This is a genomic window from Gilvimarinus polysaccharolyticus (assembly GCF_001187555.1).
Lineage (GTDB): Bacteria > Pseudomonadota > Gammaproteobacteria > Pseudomonadales > Cellvibrionaceae > Gilvimarinus > Gilvimarinus polysaccharolyticus.
In genome coordinates this window covers 758,951-778,185 of the sequence record NZ_LFIJ01000001.1, presented here as the reverse complement: position 1 = coordinate 778,185, position 19,235 = coordinate 758,951, and the positions used below count along the sequence as shown (strand labels likewise).

Below are 19,235 nucleotides of genomic sequence, written 5' to 3'. Positions count from 1 at the left end.
TGGGCAACGATCAAAGGCAGTGACATTCATGGAAAAAACCTATCAACCCCAAGCCATCGAGCAAAGTTGGTACAACACCTGGGAAGAGCGCGGCTACTTTAAGCCCCAAGGCGGCGATAATGCTTACAGTATTATGATCCCGCCCCCCAATGTCACCGGCAATCTACACATGGGCCACGGCTTTAATAACGCCGTTATGGACGCAATGATCCGCTACCACCGTATGCGCGGTGATGACACTTTGTGGCAAATGGGTACCGACCACGCCGGTATCGCCACACAAATGGTGGTCGAGCGTCAGCTCGCCGCCGAAGGCATCAGCCGTCACGATCTTGGCCGCGAAAAGTTTTTAGAAAAAGTCTGGCAATGGAAAGAGCAATCAGGCGGCAACATCACCCGTCAATTGCGCCGGCTTGGCTCGTCGCTCGATTGGTCGCGCGAGCGCTTTACCATGGATGATGGTTTATCAGATGCCGTTAAAGAAGCCTTTGTTCGGCTACACGACGACGGCCTAATATACCGTGGCAAACGTTTGGTAAACTGGGATCCAAAACTGCACACCGCCATCTCAGACGTCGAGGTTGAAAACCACGACGAGAAAGGCTTTATGTGGCATCTGCGCTACCCACTAGCCGATGGCGCTACTACCGCCGAAGGTAAAACCTATTTAGTGGTCGCCACTACTCGCCCCGAAACCATGCTGGGCGACACCGCCGTTGCTGTTCACCCCGATGACGAGCGCTACGCCTCTTTGATCGGTAAAGAAATCGAGCTACCGTTAGTCGGCCGCCGTATTCCGATCGTGGCTGATGATTATGTTGAGCGTGAATTCGGTACCGGCTGTGTCAAAATCACCCCCGCGCACGACTTTAACGATTACGAAGTCGGCAAGCGCCACGGCATGAATTTAATTAATGTGTTGGACAAAAGCGCCGCCATTTTGGCCGCCGCTCAAGTGTTTAACATCGACGGCAGCCACAACGACCAAGTCGACACCACTTTGCCTGCCGCATACGCAGGTATGGACCGCTACGTCGCGCGGAAACAAATAGTAGCCGATTTAGAGGCCGCCGGCTTGCTCGACAAAATTGACGACCACGCCCTTAAAGTACCGCGCGGTGATCGCTCGGGTGTAGTGATCGAGCCTTGGCTGACCGACCAGTGGTACGTGAGCACCAAACCACTCGCCGAACCCGCGATTAAAGCGGTCGAAGACGGCGATATTAGCTTTGTCCCTAAGCAATACGAGAACATGTACTTCTCGTGGATGCGCGACATTCAAGACTGGTGTATCTCTCGCCAACTGTGGTGGGGGCATCGTATTCCCGCCTGGTACGATGAAGCCGGCAAAGTCTACGTCGGTCGCAATGAAGCCGAAGTACGCAGTAAGCATCAGCTAGACGAATCCGTTGTATTGCAACAAGACAACGACGTGCTCGACACTTGGTTCAGCTCTGGGCTCTGGACTTTCTCGACCCTAGGCTGGCCCGAACAAACCGAGTTCTTAAAAAAATTCCACCCCAGCGATTTGTTGGTAACAGGGTTCGACATCATCTTTTTCTGGGTTGCTCGGATGATCATGATGACGATGCACTTGGTTAAAGACGAAAATGGCAACGCTCAGATACCGTTTAAAACCGTGTACGTACACGGCTTAGTACGCGACTCTCAAGGCCAGAAAATGAGTAAATCCAAGGGGAATGTTTTAGACCCGCTGGACATTATCGACGGCATTGATTTAGAAACCTTAGTGCAAAAACGCACCACCGGTTTAATGCGCCCGAAAGATGCCGCTAAGATCGAAAAGCAAACCCGTAAAGAGTTTCCCGACGGTATCGAATCGTTTGGCACCGATGCCCTGCGCCTGACCTTTTGCTCGCTGGCCTCTACCGGACGCGACATTAAATTTGATATGGGCCGTGTAGAGGGTTACCGTAATTTCTGCAATAAAATGTGGAACGCCACTCGCTATGTACTCATGAATACCGAAGGCGAAGATTGCGATCAAGACGACAGCGGCAACTACGAGCTATCTCTTGCCGACCGCTGGATCATCAGCCGTCTACAACAAGCCGAACAAACGTTTACCGAATCGCTCGAGAATTACCGCTTAGATCTTGCCACCCAAGCATTTAACGAATTCTTTAAAAACGAATACTGCGATTGGTATTTAGAGTTATCAAAGCCAATCTTGTGGGATGACAACGCCAGCACAGCGCAAAAGAAAGGTACCCGCCGTACCTTGATTCGCGTGCTAGAGGCCACTTTGCGCTTGGCCCACCCGCTCATTCCGTTTATTACCGAAGAGATCTGGCAACGCATTAAACCGCTTACCGGTGCCACCGGCGACACCATCATGTTAGCCACCTACCCGATTGCCGACAGCAGCAAGCTCGACCCCGCTGCCAGCGCCGACATCGAGTGGCTTAAAGGTGTCATTGAGGGGATACGCACCATTCGCGGCGAGATGAACATTGCCCCAGGCAAACATATTCCACTCTTTATGCAGCACGGCAACGATAACGATCAACGGCTTTTAAACGACAACCGCCAATATCTGCAAAAGCTTGCCAACATAGAGTCCATCGAATGGCTAGAGCCCGACAGCGAAGCGCCGACCTCCGCTACCGCGCTGGTGGGCAAACTAGAAATACTGGTACCCATGGCGGGCTTGATTGATGTCGCGGCTGAGCGTGCGCGTCTTAATAAAGAGGTCGAGCGACTGGCAAAAGATCACGAGCGCACCGCCGGCAAACTGCAAAACCCTAAGTTTACCGATAAAGCACCCGCCGAAGTAGTCGCCAAAGAGCAACAAAAGCTCGAAGACATTAACGCGGCACTGGTTACTTTACGTGAGCAATTAGAAACCTTAGCGCAACTTTAAAACGCGGCTCTAAGCTCACCAACGTTAAACTCATCCAGCTAGGCTGGGCACAGACTCACTCGTGCCTAGCCTATGTTTTTTGTTCCCCCAAGACAACCTCCCTCCCACCACCTTACCGTTAGCACAACAAAATGCCGTCAAATATCCGTCCATTAAGACGCGCCCGGCACACCAATCGTTAACAACGCCATAATACCGTTAAAGAATAAGTGGAGCACCTAGATATACCACTTAGAAATAACTGAATGTTTAGTTTTACGCCAAATTGATAACAAAATGATTAGTGAAAGATGTTTGCAGGTGTGCAAAGTAGTGGCAGAATAGCCTCGAGATTGCGAACTGGGTCACACTGTTGCTCAAGAACAACAGCCCCAACATGTAAACAGCGGCCATACGGCTGTGTTATCGACCTTACTATGATGGATACTGTTATGAAAAATGCTCTTATTGCTGCAACCCTTTTTAGCGCTTTTGCTGCTGTGAGTGTGCAAGCCTGCGACAAACCACAAAATCGCCCAGAAATCCCCGATCCAGCCACGGCTGTGACCGCGCAAATGGTTAAGTCCAACAACGACGTTAAAGCTTATGTCCGCGCCACAGAAGATTACCTAGGCTGTGCAAAACTTAGCGGTAACGAACTGCGCAACGCCGAAAATGAATTAAAAAATTACGCTGAAGAGTTCAATAAAACCATCCGAGCTTTTAAGCAACTAAACAGCTAAGACCGCCTTACCAGCAAAGCCCCACAATTGGGGCTTTGCTGGCATCCACAGTAAAACCTCGCATAAATACGCAACACCCGCCCCCAGCTACACTCCCCAATCAATCACGCTTTGCCCTTGAGCCTTAAGGTACTCATTCGCCTGACTAAAATGACCATTACCCAAAAAACCGCGATAGGCCGACAGTGGCGACGGATGTGGCGAGCTAAGCACCAGATGCTTTTGCCCATCAATCAAGCGACCCTTTTTTTGCGCATAGCTGCCCCAAAGTAAAAATACCAAACCGTTACGGTGACGATTAAGTGCATCAATAACACGATCGGTAAACTGCTCCCAGCCACGCTTTTGGTGCGAGCCGGCACTTGCTTGCTCTACCGTTAAGGTAGCATTTAACAGCAGTACGCCCTGCTCGGCCCACGCCTGTAAATTTCCATGGTTAGGCCGAGCAATATTTAAATCGCGTTCAATCTCTTTAAAAATATTTTGTAATGAGGGAGGTACGCTGACACCCGCCGGTACCGAGAAGCTCAAACCGTGGGCCTGACCTGGGCCGTGATAAGGGTCTTGCCCTAAAATTACGACTTTAACCTGTTCAAACGGCGTGCTGTTAAAGGCGTTAAACATCTCACCAGCGGGTGGGTAAATGACCTTGCCCGCTTGTTTTTCAGCGGTTAAAAACGCTTTTAGCTTACCCATGTAGGGCTGATCGAACTCGTCACCTAGCTCTGCCAGCCAGCCGGGCTCTAACTGCGTATTATTTAGCTCGCGCACAGGTCTCTCCTATTACCGTTGAGCGAGGCAATGTATCAAATAAACCGCTTGGGCAGTAGCTAGCACTGCCCAAGCCAATCGTTAACTGATGCAATACTCGATAAGTGGCGGAAAACCGTTAAACTCGACGGCACTGTAACTGGTGGTGTAAGCACCAGTAGACAACCAGTAAAGCCGATCGCCAGTCTCTAGCGACAACGGCAACGGATACTTAAAATTCTCGTACATAATGTCGGCGCTGTCGCAGGTTGGTCCGGCCAAAACACACCCTTCCTGTTCACCCGACTTTTCTGTGTACACCGGGTACTTGATCGATTCATCCAACGTTTCGATCAAACCCGAGAACTTACCAACATCCACAAACACCCAGCGGCTAAGTGCGGTGCGCGACTTACGAGAAATCAACCCCACCTCACTAACCAGCACGCCAGCATTGGCAATTAACGAGCGGCCCGGCTCGATAATAATACGCGGAAAGTCGGTGCCAAAATCCTCTTGTAAAAAGCGGGTAATCTCCTCTGCGTAAGTGGCCAAATCATTCGTGCGGCTAATGTAATTGGCCGGAAAACCACCGCCCATATTAATCATCTGCAAGACAATGTCTTGCTCGTCGCGCAGACGATCAAAAATCACCTTAACTTTTGCCAGAGCGGCATCCCAAGCACCGATTTCGCGTTGCTGCGAGCCCACATGGAACGACACACCATAGGCCTCAAGGCCAAGCTCGCGGGCTTGAACCAATAGCTCCATCGCCATTTCGGTCTCGCAACCAAACTTCCGCGATAGCGGCCAATCAGCGGTAAGCGTACCTTCGGTTAACACTCGAACATAGACTTTTGAGCCGGGAGCCTCACGCGCAATCGCCTCTAAGTCACCCTCGGAGTCTGTCGCAAATAAGCGCACGCCGCGCTCGTAAAAGTAGCGAACATCACGCGCTTTTTTAATGGTGTTGCCAAAACTAATACGCTCCGGCAGCACACCAAGATCCATAACTTTATCCAGCTCGTAACGTGAGGCAATATCAAAATTAGCGCCTCGATCACGCAGCAGAGTCAAAATATCAATCGCAGGGTTAGCTTTTACCGCATAGTAAACATCGGCGTAGTCAAACTCCCCCACTAGCTCATCATAAGCGCGGGCTATGGTTGGCAAGTCGATGACGACAAATGGCGTTTCGCGTTTATCGGCAAAAGCCTTAATACGCGCAAACGTCTCGGCGCTGTAGTAGTCCTTGATGTGGGTAACACCATTAAATTCATTCATAACTTGCCTCCAGGGCTTTTTTGTAGCGGCAAAAAAGAAGGGGCGACCCACACACAGTAGATCACCCCAAAACCGTCAGATCCGCGTTTTTACGCGGCTCCAAATTCGCGCGCATTAAACGGCTAAATGCTCGTTTGTACTAGTGTTTTTTTAGTTTATTTTCTTATAACTAAGGCCAGCTTTTACCAAAACAGAGCTATATGGTTATAAGCGGCGATGCCATCTTTTAACAGGCATAAAAAAACCCGGCAAAGGCCGGGTTTTTTTATGCTGAATCTGGTGCTTGCTATTACAGCTTGCCAGAGTTCTCAGCCAAGTATGAGGCAACGCCAGAGGCAGATGCATCCATACCTTTATCACCATCCTGCCAACCGGCTGGACACACTTCACCGTGCTCTTGGTGAAACGCCAAGGCATCAACCATACGCAACATTTCATCAACGTTACGGCCCAGTGGCAGGTTATTAACCACTTGGTGTTGTACCAAACCGTCTTCATCGATCAAGAATGAACCGCGGTAGGCAACACCACCTTCAGATTCAACGTCAAACGCCTGACAAATCTCATGTTTAACATCGGCAACCATGGTGTATTTAACTTGGCCAATGCCACCATCGTTGATCGCAGTGTTGCGCCATGCGCTGTGGGTAAACTGCGAGTCAATAGACACCGCAATCACTTCAACACCACGCTTTTGGAACGCTTCAAAACGATTATCAAAAGCAATCAGCTCAGAAGGACATACAAAGGTGAAGTCCAGCGGGTAAAAGAAAATAACCGCTTTTTTGCCTTTAATGGCTTCTGACAATTTAAATTCATCAACAACTTCACCATTACCTAAAACGGCTGCTGCGGTAAAATCTGGAACCTGTTTTCCTACTAATACGCCCATGTCGTAACCTCCAAAAGTGTGACGGACTGAATGAATCTCTTCAGCAAGGTTGGGGCCGCTAAGCGGATTACAACCCAGAACATCAGAGATGGTAGTAAAGTTTTAACAATTAGCGGCCTAAGCCCTAATAGTATTGCGCTATATTACACGTTCTATTTAGGGAGTCCTATTGATTCTATATATCACACCGATTGTTTTAACCGAATTACAGTCACCGCCGCTGACACGGCTCAATAAGTGACATGCACGACACTCAAACCATGCCTCATATCGCCCCGTAATAGTAATTACTCTCACAAACTGTTGACACAAATTCTCATTACCATTAACATTCAAAGCAATCCCACTGTATTCAGGTATCAGCTATGTACGTGTGCCTCTGTAAAGGTATCACCGACCGCCAAATTGAAGCCGCTGTTCACGATGGCGCCGACAGCTTAGGTAAGCTACGCAAAACATTAGGTGTAGCCAGCCAATGTGGTAAATGCAGCTCGCTCACCCGCGAGATACTTGACGAAACCCTGCAAAGCTCTTCTATGCTTGAAATCCCCATGCTTGCCGGTATGCCGCAGTTTTACGCAGTGGCCTAGCCCCAGGGCCAGACAAACGCAAACGGTAATAAGAACAAATCGCTTAATCGTTTAAAACTCCTTACACATCAAACACTTACACTTGACAGACTTGCCTAACAAGGCCAGACTTGGCCCCAATAAGTTTACTAAGTGCCACGTTGCGCTGGCAGGAGATAGTCATGAAAGGTGATCCCAAAGTTATCGAGTTTTTAAACAAAGTACTTGGCAATGAATTAGTTGCCATCAATCAGTACTTTCTACACGCCCGCATGTACAAAGATTGGGGTTTAAAAGAACTAGCCGATCACGAATATCACGAATCCATCGATGAGATGAAGCACGCCGATATGCTAGTAGAGCGTATTTTGTTTTTGGAAGGCCTACCTAACTTACAAGACTTAGGTAAATTGCGCATCGGTGAAAACACCAAAGAAATGCTCGAGTCGGATCTTCGTGTCGAACTAAAAGCCATTCCAGATTTACGTGACGGCATTGCTTACTGCGAAGAAGTTCGCGACTACGGCAGCCGCGATATTCTGAACAATATTCTTGAGTCGGAAGAAGAGCACGTAGATTGGATTGAGACACAACTGGGTTTGATCGAGAAAGTGGGAATGCAAAATTACCTGCAATCTAAAATGGCCGGTGGCGACGAGTAATAGCATTTAACTCAAAACTAAACGCCCTACCCCAGAGTTATAAAAAAAGCAGCCTAGGCTGCTTTTTTTATAACGTAAACGAAACACATTTTTCTAGTTTTACAGAGCTTACCTGCCCAACCCGCACCGGCATCTATTAATTAAGCAATCCGTAAATCCCTACCGAGTAAGCACGTTTTTCACGTATACCCTGCAGCTTGCGAATTTTAACTAACTCGCCCAAAGCCACGCGATCATCTGTGTAACGAGTATCGCCCGTGCCGGTGTCATAGCTTACAACGCCAGTTTCGTTAAACTGATAGGCAATCACATCCCCGCGCTCTACCCCAACACTGACCGGAAAGTTAACCCGCTGCACCCCCGACTGTGCGGCTTGTAATCGGGTGCTTTGCCAAATTACTACCAGCTGATCATCTACCGGGCGCATCACCTGAACATTAAATGTACCGGGTTTAATAAAGTGCGCGCTGACGCCGGTAATAGTGCCGCCACTTGGCATGGGGTTGGCCATATCAACTAACAACAAATGGCTTTTATCAACATTACTGCGCTGCACTAATTCGCCACCAACGTAATCGAGCAAATCACTTTGCACCATAAACTCTTTTAGCCTATCGATTTCTTGCTGTACAAATCGACGTACTTGACCGCGCAGCTCGCTCGACTCTTGTACTCGTACACTTTTCTCGGTGCCCAGTACTGTCTGCACTCGGTTTAGCTCATCTATTTGCAGCTGTAAGCGCTCTTGCTCGGAGGCCTGCGCCTGAATTTTATTACGCTGCTGGGCAAGCTCAGTGTTTAATCGCGATATTTCATCTTGTGCTTGCTTCATGTCAGGGGTTGTTTGGCAGCCACTGATTGCCAGCATCATTAAAGCGCTTATGGCAATGGTGTATCGGTTCATAGTGGTTCTCTCTAAGACAAATTAGGCTAGAACAAAATTTAGATCTATATTCTAGGGCAAAACGAAGCGATCAATACTAATGCCTACAGCTCTATGAGTGTAGCAGGATATTGTAACTCTCATTCGGGTTAGTGCAGCAAACGGCCATTACTTAACCACCTGAAACACGACCGTCGCCAAACGCTGCTCACCCAACATTAAATCGACGTGGTAACCGCCTTCGCCAAAGCCTGCAACAGGCCGCTCGATACGAAAAAACTTAACCCCAGATGCGCCACTAACGATGACCGGCACCTGAGCGATTTTTAAGCTGCGCGAGCCGTCAAACAAGCTCGCCTGAACCACGCTAGTCTCACTTTTAAACTGGCTGTATTCAAAACCTAAATAAATAATCCGGTCGGCGACTAACACAACATCACGAGCGGCACTTACGGCATCAATAGGCTGCGCCGATACGCTAAGTTTGCTGATTAAAGGTAGGCTTGCCTCATTTAACTGTTCGATTTGCAGCCTGCGAGTTAACAGCGCTTGGCTCTGAGGAAAGCGATCCCGAGCACTGGCCAATTGCAATGAGGCTTCCTCTAAGGATTTGGCCGCAATCATAGCGTCGATGCGCCGAATTAGAGTTTGCTCTATTTCGTCTAGGGCCTGTAAAGCCGGCTCGTAATTGGGCCTAATCGCCAAGACTGACCGTAAAGAGACAAACGCATTGTCGGTTTTGGGAGCAATTAAAGCTCCGCTGGCCAACTGTTCGCCGACGCGAGCCATTAAAGGCTCAATTTGGCTGTTGAGATTAACTAAACGCTCACGTAACTCGGTTAAAGCCGCATCGCTAGGGTTGATCTGTAAACCTCGATCAACCAATGTAATAGCGCGCTCAAAAGTATCTGCGGCCTCAGCTGCTTGCGCTAGCGCTGTGTAACGGCTCACCACCGCCTGCAAGCCTGCCTGCGCAGCGGCGTTGTCTGGGTACGTTTTTAGCACCTCGCGATAACTGTCTACCGCATTGGCACCGCTCGGTGAACTTAGGGCATCTTGTTCTAAATAGCTTTCCGCATCGGCCAACTTGGCCGCCAGCCACTCATCGGCCCGAAGCGATTTCAACGCCGCTTGGTAACCTGCATCGCGCTCGGCATCGGGAACAGCTTGCTTGATTATCGCGGCTAGCTCACCGGCCTTAGCGGTATCACGCGCTGCCAAAGCCTCCGTAATACGCACATCAAACCACTGCGTCAGCTCGGCTATACCCACCTCACCGGCCTGTTGCTCGGCAACAACCTCAGAGTTACGCAGCTGCTCATACGACTGTGCTAACAACACCCCTTGCTCGGGGTCTAACTCCAGCTGGGCGCGCTGTTGTTGGACCGTTTGCAGCAATGGCGAAGGTGCCGCAGCGCTCAGTTCTGGGTCGTCTAGCACATCACCCGCAGCACTGGCCGCATCTAGGCTTAATACTGTCGCCTCAAGCGCTGCCGGTTCGGATAAAACACCCGCACTCTGTACGCTCGAGCTTTGCGAGCTTGCCGGTACAGGCTGCTCTTTTACCGGGGGGTTAAGCTGTACCGCTGTTGGAGTATTTGGCGCGGCATCGAGTTGTGTATCGTTTGCCAGCAACGGCAACTCGCGGGGCACTAGCCCAAAATACCAACCCGCAGCCCCCAACAGCAACAATAACAACACTCCCATCGACCACTTGCCAGCACGAGATGCGGGCTCAGTTAGCGTGGGTGTGGCCACGGTATGATTAAAATCACCAATACTGTCGGCGCCACTAATATGAAACCCAGAAACTCCAGCGGTTTCATGAAGGTCAATGTCAGAAGTTGCGGTAACTTGGGCGTTAGCAATGGGGGTCGATTCAGTCTCGGACACAGGGTCAATCAACGGGACTTTTAGCATCTGCTCTTGGGCAGCAGCTAAAGCCTCACGGGGTAACGCATCAAGGTCATCGACTAATTCGCGTCCAGTTTGATAGCGCTCAGCGGGCTTCTTGGCTAAGACTTTATCAATGATTGGCTGAAACAGCGCCAAGTACTCGGGCAGCACCGGCACTGATTCAGACACATGCATAATGCCCACAGCCACAGCCGAATCGGCATCAAAAGGAACGCGGCCGGCCAATAACTGAAACAGCACAACCCCAAGGCTGTAAATATCACTGCGCGGGTCTACCGCTGCGCCTTTGGCTTGCTCGGGGCTCATATAATGCGGCGTCCCCATGGTGGTGCCGGTCTGAGTCATCCCCGAGCTGATATCGGTGGCGCGCGCAATGCCAAAATCCATCAACACCGCGCGGTCATCTTCAGCGTGTAACATGATGTTATCGGGCTTTACATCGCGGTGGATGTAGCCTTTGCTGCCGGCGTAATCTAGCGCTCGAGCCACATCTTTAATAAGAGTCAGCATCTGCGCTAAGCTTAAACCGCCACGGCGCTGCTTAAGATCTTCGCCAGGAACATACTCCATCGACAAATAATGCTTATCTTGATACACGCCAACATCGTAAACGGTCACGATATTAGGGTGCACCAAGCGCGACACGATACGCGCCTCACGCAAAAAGCGCTCACCAAAACTTGGGTCTTTTGACAGCTGTGGCGACATGACTTTAATCGCCACCTCACGCTCAAAACTCTGCTGAATCGCAAGGTAAACAGTTGCCATACCCCCTTCGCCGAGGGTGTCGATGATTTTATAACCGGGTATTTCCATGCACTGCGCCAGTAAGCTAAACCAACACGCCCATTCCCAGGCGCGTCAAACAGCGCGCGAGGTTTCGCGCAGCCTTGGTGAATCATTTTTATAATATTGCCAAACAATACGGCGCAATTAAAGCGGCGTTTTTGCCCCAATATGAGGCAGTGTTCTTGGCGTTATTTTATAGTATTTTCGCGTCGTATCGGCCACCCACAGGCAGCAGAACTTGCAGAGTTAATACTGCATTATTCAGAGGTCCCCCAGCAATAGCAATAGCAATCACCACATCCCTGTTTATCACCTCAGTAATTTAATGTTTTAGCTCACCGGCCAATTGCTCAAAACCTCGCCAATTGCTACTATTGCGCCCCTTCAAACAGGCATTAGTACGGCGCTGGACAAAACCTATAGCGTCGTACCCAACACCTGTAACCATGCTCCTGTGCTATGTTTTTAGCCATCAAAGAGATCCCCCATGACCCAGGATTTTCGCCGCGCGCCACTAACCGAGCTTGCCCACCACGATGCCTTTATCGGCCGCCACATAGGCCCCGATACAGCAGAAACCAACACCATGCTGCAAACGCTGGGGTTAGGGTCAATCAATGAGCTGATCGAAAAGACCGTGCCGGCCAAAATACGCTTGCAAGAGCCTTTGGCGCTAGAGCAAGCTAAATCTGAGGTCGAGGCGCTGGCCGAGCTAAAAGCCATCGCCAGTAAAAACAAGCTCTACAAAAGCTTTATTGGCATGGGCTACTACGACACCCATGTGCCCCACGTTATTTTGCGCAACGTGCTAGAAAACCCTGGTTGGTACACCGCCTATACCCCCTATCAGCCCGAGATCGCTCAAGGCCGCTTAGAAGGGCTGCTGAATTTTCAGCAAATGATTATCGACCTAACCGGCATGGACTTGGCCAACGCCTCGATGCTGGATGAAGGCACCGCCGCCGCCGAAGCCATGGCCATGTTTAAACGCCACAACAAAAAGAACCGCTCCGATGCGTTTTTTGTGGCCGCCGACACCCACCCGCAAACCATTGCCGTGGTGAAAACCCGCGCCGAGCACTTTGGCTTTGAGGTTATCGTCGACGAGGCCGAAAAACTCGCCGACACCGACTGCTTTGGCGCCCTGCTGCAATACCCCGGCAGCACCGGCCAAGTGCGCGATTTAACCGATATTATCGCCACCGCCCACGAGCAAAAAAAGCTCGTTACCGTCGCCTCCGATCTGCTCGCCCTAATGCTGCTTAAATCGCCCGGCGAGATGGGCGCCGATGTGGTGGTCGGCACCAACCAACGCTTTGGTGTACCGATGGGCTTTGGTGGCCCTCACGCGGCGTTTTTTGGTTTTAAAGACGCCTTTAAGCGCAGTGCCCCGGGCCGCATTATAGGTGTGTCCATTGATAGTCGCGGTAAAACTGCCCTGCGCATGGCCATGCAAACGCGCGAGCAACACATCCGCCGCGAAAAAGCCAACTCCAACATTTGCACCTCGCAAGTACTGCTGGCCGTCATGAGCGTGTTCTACGCCATCTACCACGGGCCTAGCGGGCTAACCCGTATTGCCGAGCGCGTTGCTCGATTAACCGACACCATCGCCCAAGGCCTTAAAAAGCACGGCTTTTATTTACTCCACGAGCAATACTTTGACACCTTGTGCGTTAAAGTCGGACGCGATGCCCAGCGCGGTTTTTATCAAAGTGCATTGGGTAATGAAATCAACCTGCGTTTAGTCGGTGACGACTGCTTAGGTATTAGCTTGGATGAAACCACCACCTTTAAACAAGTAAGCCAGCTGCTAAATATTTTTTGCGCCGGCGACCACGGCCTAAGCTTAACCGAGCTAGACACAGAATTAGCCGCCGGCGACTTGCCTCACGGCTTACCCGATGCACAGCGCCGCAGCGATGCCGTGCTCACCCACCCAGTGTTTAACAGCTACCACAGCGAAACCGACATGCTGCGTTACTTGAAGCGACTAGAGGCAAAAGACATTGCGTTAAATCACTCGATGATTCCGCTCGGCTCTTGCACCATGAAGCTCAACGCCACCGCCGAGATGATTCCAGTTACTTGGCCCGAGTTTGGCAAACTGCACCCATTTGCACCTATCGAGCAAGCCCAAGGCTACAGCCAATTATTTGCCGAACTGCAACAAATGCTCGAGGCCTGCACCGGTTACGATGCTGTTAGCTTACAACCAAACGCTGGCAGCCAAGGTGAATACGCAGGCCTTGTCGCCATTAAAAAATACTTTGAACACAACAACGAAGGCGAGCGCGATATTTGTTTAATTCCCGCCTCGGCCCACGGTACTAATCCTGCGTCCGCCCAGATGGTGGGCATGAAAGTTGTCGTGGTCAACTGCGATGCCAAAGGCAATGTCGACCTCGCCGATTTAAACGCAAAAATCACCGAGCACGGCCGTCGTATCGCCTGCATCATGGTCACCTACCCGTCTACTCACGGCGTATTTGAAGAAGGCATTACCGAGCTGTGCGCCGCAGTGCACAATATTGGCGGGCAAGTGTATATCGACGGCGCCAACATGAACGCCTTAGTCGGCGTAGCCGCACCGGGTAAATTTGGTGGCGATGTATCGCACCTAAATTTGCACAAAACCTTTTGTATCCCCCACGGTGGCGGCGGCCCCGGCATGGGCCCTATCGGCGTGGCCGAACATTTAAAACCGTTTTTACCCGCGCACCCCGTTCAACCTGTACCCGAAACAGATGTTGCCAACGGCACCATCTCGGCCGCCCCTTGGGGCTCGGCCAGCATCCTGCCCATCAGCTGGATGTACATCAAAATGATGGGTCAACAAGGCATGTTAGATGCGACTCACAAGGCGATTCTTAACGCCAATTACATCGCAAAAAAATTGGGCGATCACTACCCTATTTTGTACAAAGGCTCCGAGGGTTTTGTCGCCCACGAATGTCTGCTGGATTTACGCCCATTAAAAGACGCCAGCGGCATCACCGAAGAAGACATCGCCAAGCGTTTAATGGATTTTGGCTTTCACGCCCCCACCATGTCATTCCCTGTGGCCGGCACTCTGATGATCGAACCGACCGAATCGGAATCACAACCCGAGCTAGATCGCTTTTGCGAGGCCATGCTCACCATCCGCAAAGAAATTGCCCAGATAGAAAGCGGCGATGTCAGCTACGACACCAGCGCCCTGCACAACGCCCCGCACACGCAAGATGATGTAATGCAAGCCGACTGGGATCGCCCTTACACCCGCGAGCAAGCCAGCCGCCCAGCCCCTTGGTTAAAAGAGCATAAAGTGTGGCCGAGCGTGAACCGGATTGATAATGTCTATGGGGATCGGAATTTGGTTTGTTCTTGTCCTGCGGTTGAGGAGTACCGGAGTTAATTGGGCGAAACTAAATTTCGGGCTTTTTATAAGCGCGAGTTGCCGCGCGGGGCAAGTTACTTTTCTTTGTTTGGGTAAAGCAAACTAACGAAAAGGCAGCTCCTGCGCGTCCTGCGCCCGCTGCATTAGTGAGTCCATTCACGTCAAGCCCACCCCGGCATCTCAGCCCTCGGCAACTGCTCCTGCGTTGCTCTATTCAGCTACATCCATGTAGCGATTCGGGGGCCCTCGCTCCGGCCGATTTCAGAGGGCCGCATCGACACGCCGTCCGTGGCGTGACGATAGCTTGCGTGAGCGTCCTGCTCACTTACCCCCTAAAATCGACCTGCGCTCGGCTGGCTGCAGGGGATTGGAAAGCGGTGCTTCGTTGCCAGTGTAGTGGTCGAAAAAAGAAGTCTAGCAATGAAAATCAACGACTTTGATCCCATTGATTTCCATGCGACAAATTTTGTCGCATGAGGGTTTTACAGTAACTCTGCGACTTATTCTTGGCGAGTTAATTTTCTTTTAAACTGTTCAACCATGGGCGATACACCGCGTCACGATCCACCTCCTGCTGCACCTCGCCCTTATTAACCAATGCTTTTTTGTCGCCCGTATGCGGGTTAGTGACGTAGCTTTTGATAGATTGCTTAGTGGTGGGGTTTTCACTCCAGCGGATATTAAAGGCGGCGTATTTGGGGAAGAAATATAGGCTGGCATACGTTGGAAGGTGATCGTGAATCCACCAGGCAAGAGCTGTCCAATCGCCGGTTTTCTCGAAGTAGTCGATAAAACTGGGCACTACCACAGTGGCGGTAGCACCCAGGTAGCCATCGGCGCCCTTGTAGTCCCAGATATGATGGGCATAATTTTTCTCATTACTAGCGCAGTTCAATCCCTCGTTATTGCCCAGCTCGTTCACCGCTGGACTTCGATACGCCGAGCGAATGGAAATGGGGCCAAGCTGCTCCTGCATAGGCTCAAGTAAATTTTCGCAAAGCCCTCTCCCTGCCTCAATCGCCAACTCTGGGTGGTCAGGGATATTCACCAAGCCATAGGCCTGCGCGATGGTTGAGTACAGCATATCGCGCATAAAAAAGCTTTTGGATAGGCGCACGCGGCCTAGCTTATCGAGCTTAGCTTCTAGTTGTTTGGGGTTTTCTACTGGGTATTGCATGGTTTTTCCAAAGTAAATGTTTTCTTTATTCGGGCTCGGTGACTGTTTCCAAGGCCTTATCTATACTGCTTGTAAATGCTGCAAACTCAGATGAATCGACGATTTCTTCAAGCACAGGCTTTACTGCCAACGATACGGCCGCAGCCTGATCTTGGATTTCTTTTTTATTGCAGATAATTGGCCACAATGGGGCTTCCAAGTAAAGTCGATGAAATAGATTTTTCGGTTTTGCCTCAGAGTCTTCCATATGATCATAAAACAGCCAGCCAGCATGGTGTTCTTTATCCGCTAGACTACCAAGATATAAACTAAAGAGCTTGTAGGCCTCCGCCAGTAAGGGTTTGTCAAGCTCCGCTTGTAACGGTCTAGTAAAACTAAAAATTATGCTGAGTTTGACCTCTTCACCTTGTAAACGGTGATCTATGCTGTGATCCATTCCGCCATCCACAATGCAGTATAAACCTATGGCGGGTGACCACTTGTACTTCTTGGAACTGCGATCCCAAAGAACACCTATCCTACCATCACGGCTACCGTTATCGGATAACGTATGCCCATTCAAATTTCCGGTCCATTCGTACTGCTTAAGAACGGAATACATGGACTGCAAGTGTTTAGGCAAACTCTGGGTTTCATTGTAATACTGCAAAGCAAAAGCCGATACTGGCGTGGGGAGCCCAAGCCCTTCATGATCAAGTAACGCTAAAAAATCTTTCAGGTAGTCTACTGTATTTACTGGAGGTTTCTTCTTATCGAGATATTGATCGACAATCTGATAAACATCGCTCCAACATAATTCAATGTCAGCTTCGCCCGAAAATTGAGCTCTATGCCGAACAATCAGCACTATTGCTCGGCAAATATCCGGGTACTCCTTTTCAGCGCCCTTTATATAGTTTTTTAGCTGCTCATGAGCCAGCGAAGCATCTACTTTATGCTCAAATATAAGAATATTACCGGGCCATTGGGCTACCATGTCCGGCCGAACGCCGTTCAGGCTAAACTGAGAGCTCCAGCGTATATTGCCGCTCGGTGAAGTAAGCCTGTGACCTTCCGGAATTCGTTCCTGCAAATACTCAATAAAATATTCAGAGAAGATATCGTCGTTGGCCAATAACCACCGGAACACTTCCGTGACGAAATTCTCTAACGAATCCCTGCCCTCTCGTGGCCGATAAGACCTCAGGTGAACCAACAGACCTTCTCTTTCCATAAACTTAATACGTCCTATTAAAAGCTTTTACATCTATCACCGAACTAGCATCGGCAATTTGTCAACAACGAAACTGTTCAACTTTGTCGCTTACTGCTTACGTTCGTCTGAAGGGTTACAAGCCAACACAAACGAGAACCATTGGGGTCAAGCCTTACATTTGACATACTTCAATTTCACACAGGAAGCTATTTTCCCAACCACACCAAAAATTAAGGGATAGAACAAAAGTCGTTAACAACCCCAGTAAAAGCCAAGCCCTAGATTCGCTACTTCCGAATATGTAAGCATATGCATTCATGCCGATGTACGCACTGCCTAGATATATTAAAAGTGCACTAAATCCGTGCCGATAACCATAATAAATTGCAGCAACCGACAAAATGCATTGCCCAATGTAAAAGCCCAAAAAGCTATCAAAAGGTTCGAATACGTCAGATACCAGCGAGACCACTCCCCAGCTAAGTGCCCCCAGTAACAGCCCTATTGGGATTGCAGTTTTATTCATAAAATATAACAGCCACTCACGCCCCAACATCACACTCTCCACGGCAAACTGCCTCCGGTAGAGATTGAATTACAGAGCGGGAAGATGAAATTGATAGAAAAGGAAATAACGGCATATTCTGACAACTCCTTGTCTGGGGGAGGTACGCTTGGGATTTATGTTCAACGTAGAATATTATGCCAAAGTAATAAACACAACACCCCCCCGAAACCCGCCACAAAGTGCCGTATTTTAATCCCTTGCAGCTCGCCGAGTGGAAGTCGATTTTTTGGGGTTGAGCGAAAGGGATTTCACGAAAGAGCTTGTCAGAGCATGGAGAAGGTAAATGCCGGAGACAGAGGCCGGCCTGCCCGGCGACTGAGGGCCCCCAAGTCGAAGAATGTACTGTAGTAAGTCGTATATCTTCCTGACGTTAAATAAGTGTAACGTCAGGTCAAACAGCAGTCTTATCAAAAAACTAAAGAAAAATAACTCGCCACCAACAGTTACCGCCAAATCATTCTCGCCGGCTGATTAACTCGGCAACCTAGCGCAAGTTTTATTTATGGGCAGACACCCACAACATAAAACTGGGAAATGTCTGCTGATTATTACCCTGACCTTCAGGTATTCGCCAGATTTTTTGTCATTGTCTGCGCCACTTTAATAAAAACATCTAAATCTTTTTCATCTATATCTTGTGTCATCTGCTTTTGCATTTGTTCAGAAATCGACAGCAAATCTTCCTGCAACGCCTTGCCTTGCGGCGTCAATACCAGCAATTGGCTTCGCTTGTCTTCCGGATTGGATTCTTTTTTAACAAGCCCCTGATCGATAAGCCCTTTAAGTAAGCGAGTGATTTGTGCTTTATCGCGCTTAAAGAGATTGGCGATATCGATTGCCGTGCACGATTTACGTTTATGAATGATTTTTAAAACTCTGACATGCATCGGCGCAATGCCCAGTTGGTGAGCCTCGAGCTGGCTGCCAAGCTGCTGCTTGATTGCGTGTGCCAAGTAAAAAGTGGCTTCGATCGAAATGGCGTTAAACATAATACAAACCCAACTATATTGGTTGACAATATCAACCTTATTGAATATAGTTGCCATTATCAACTATTATCCAACCAAGCACAAGATGGCAGGTAACACCATGAGCACCAACAGCACACCAACAAAGCGACCGCTGTACCAGAAGGCTATGGTGGTGGCAGGCCTGATGGGCAGTATCGCAGGGACGTTAACAGGCATCATGACTTACGTGAATGTAGGGATCACAGACACGTTTATAAGCGATTGGTTGGCATCCTTAGCTTTTGCCGTACTGTTGGTAATGCCTGCGGGCTTTCTGCTGATGGTGCTCATCTCCAAGCTTGTTCAGTTGCTGGCTCCTAGCAGCAAAAAAGTCTATCAACAATTGGCCACCGGTATTTCAATGGCATTTATTATGGAATCGCTAATGGCCGCTAGCACTACCGCAACCACGATGGGTTTAACCGACAAAACCACCTTTATCACCGCTTGGGGACAGGCTTTTATTACTGCCCTACCCTTTGGGTTATTTATCGCTGTGGTTATGTCATTGTTTCTAAAACCAAAACTCGAACAGTTTATGGCGAGCTAACCCG

14 protein-coding genes are annotated in these 19,235 nt (G+C 49.6%); 6 read left to right on the top strand and 8 right to left on the bottom strand.

Annotated elements, in window-relative coordinates:
• The first annotated feature begins 28 nt into the window (after nucleotides 1–28).
• Complete coding sequence (locus GILYN3_RS03215) at nucleotides 29–2,884, top strand: valine--tRNA ligase (RefSeq protein WP_049721523.1); 2,856 nt, start codon at nucleotides 29–31, stop codon at nucleotides 2,882–2,884.
• Nucleotides 2,885–3,315: 431 nt separating this feature from the next.
• Nucleotides 3,316–3,606, top strand: coding sequence for a hypothetical protein (locus GILYN3_RS03210; protein ID WP_049721522.1), 291 nt, complete (start codon nucleotides 3,316–3,318; stop codon nucleotides 3,604–3,606).
• Nucleotides 3,607–3,693: 87 nt separating this feature from the next.
• Here GILYN3_RS03210 and ung read toward each other — a convergent pair whose 3' ends face one another.
• The 3 genes from ung to GILYN3_RS03195 form a co-directional block, all read right to left on the bottom strand.
• The gene (ung, locus tag GILYN3_RS03205) at nucleotides 3,694–4,377 is read right to left on the bottom strand and encodes a uracil-DNA glycosylase (protein ID WP_049721521.1); all 684 of its coding nucleotides are present in this window, start codon (nucleotides 4,375–4,377) and stop codon (nucleotides 3,694–3,696) included.
• An 81-nt stretch (nucleotides 4,378–4,458) separates the two neighbouring features.
• Nucleotides 4,459–5,640: a type III PLP-dependent enzyme gene (locus tag GILYN3_RS03200; protein WP_049721520.1), complete on the bottom strand. Its 1,182-nt coding sequence runs from the start codon at nucleotides 5,638–5,640 to the stop codon at nucleotides 4,459–4,461.
• Between the two features lie 289 nt (nucleotides 5,641–5,929).
• Nucleotides 5,930–6,532, bottom strand: a complete 603-nt coding sequence (locus GILYN3_RS03195) for a peroxiredoxin (protein WP_049721519.1) — start codon at nucleotides 6,530–6,532, stop codon at nucleotides 5,930–5,932.
• A 365-nt stretch (nucleotides 6,533–6,897) separates the two neighbouring features.
• Between GILYN3_RS03195 and GILYN3_RS03190 the strand changes: the two genes are divergently transcribed.
• Complete coding sequence (locus tag GILYN3_RS03190; RefSeq protein ID WP_049721518.1) at nucleotides 6,898–7,122, top strand: bacterioferritin-associated ferredoxin; 225 nt, start codon at nucleotides 6,898–6,900, stop codon at nucleotides 7,120–7,122.
• A gap of 161 nt (nucleotides 7,123–7,283) precedes the next feature.
• Nucleotides 7,284–7,763, top strand: coding sequence for a bacterioferritin (bfr, locus tag GILYN3_RS03185; protein ID WP_049721517.1), 480 nt, complete (start codon nucleotides 7,284–7,286; stop codon nucleotides 7,761–7,763).
• A gap of 136 nt (nucleotides 7,764–7,899) precedes the next feature.
• Here bfr and GILYN3_RS03180 read toward each other — a convergent pair whose 3' ends face one another.
• Nucleotides 7,900–8,667 (bottom strand): hypothetical protein, encoded by a 768-nt coding sequence (locus GILYN3_RS03180; protein WP_049721516.1) that lies wholly within the window; start codon nucleotides 8,665–8,667, stop codon nucleotides 7,900–7,902.
• Between the two features lie 147 nt (nucleotides 8,668–8,814).
• Nucleotides 8,815–11,379, bottom strand: coding sequence for a serine/threonine-protein kinase (locus GILYN3_RS03175; RefSeq protein WP_049721515.1), 2,565 nt, complete (start codon nucleotides 11,377–11,379; stop codon nucleotides 8,815–8,817).
• Between the two features lie 460 nt (nucleotides 11,380–11,839).
• Between GILYN3_RS03175 and gcvP the strand changes: the two genes are divergently transcribed.
• A complete protein-coding gene (gene gcvP, locus GILYN3_RS03170; RefSeq protein ID WP_049721514.1) occupies nucleotides 11,840–14,749 on the top strand; it encodes an aminomethyl-transferring glycine dehydrogenase in 2,910 nt (969 codons plus the stop codon).
• Between the two features lie 496 nt (nucleotides 14,750–15,245).
• Here gcvP and GILYN3_RS03165 read toward each other — a convergent pair whose 3' ends face one another.
• From GILYN3_RS03165 to GILYN3_RS03150, 3 genes are all read right to left on the bottom strand, one after another.
• Complete coding sequence (locus GILYN3_RS03165) at nucleotides 15,246–15,908, bottom strand: peptidase M15 (RefSeq protein ID WP_049721513.1); 663 nt, start codon at nucleotides 15,906–15,908, stop codon at nucleotides 15,246–15,248.
• 25 nt (nucleotides 15,909–15,933) lie between these two features.
• Nucleotides 15,934–17,121, bottom strand: coding sequence for a PD-(D/E)XK nuclease family protein (locus tag GILYN3_RS03160; protein WP_049721512.1), 1,188 nt, complete (start codon nucleotides 17,119–17,121; stop codon nucleotides 15,934–15,936).
• Nucleotides 17,122–18,231: 1,110 nt separating this feature from the next.
• Nucleotides 18,232–18,660: a MarR family winged helix-turn-helix transcriptional regulator gene (locus tag GILYN3_RS03150; protein WP_049722535.1), complete on the bottom strand. Its 429-nt coding sequence runs from the start codon at nucleotides 18,658–18,660 to the stop codon at nucleotides 18,232–18,234.
• A 100-nt stretch (nucleotides 18,661–18,760) separates the two neighbouring features.
• Here GILYN3_RS03150 and GILYN3_RS03145 point away from each other — a divergent pair, with 100 nt between their 5' ends.
• Nucleotides 18,761–19,231, top strand: coding sequence for a DUF2798 domain-containing protein (locus GILYN3_RS03145; RefSeq protein ID WP_049721510.1), 471 nt, complete (start codon nucleotides 18,761–18,763; stop codon nucleotides 19,229–19,231).
• Nucleotides 19,232–19,235 lie beyond the last annotated feature (4 nt).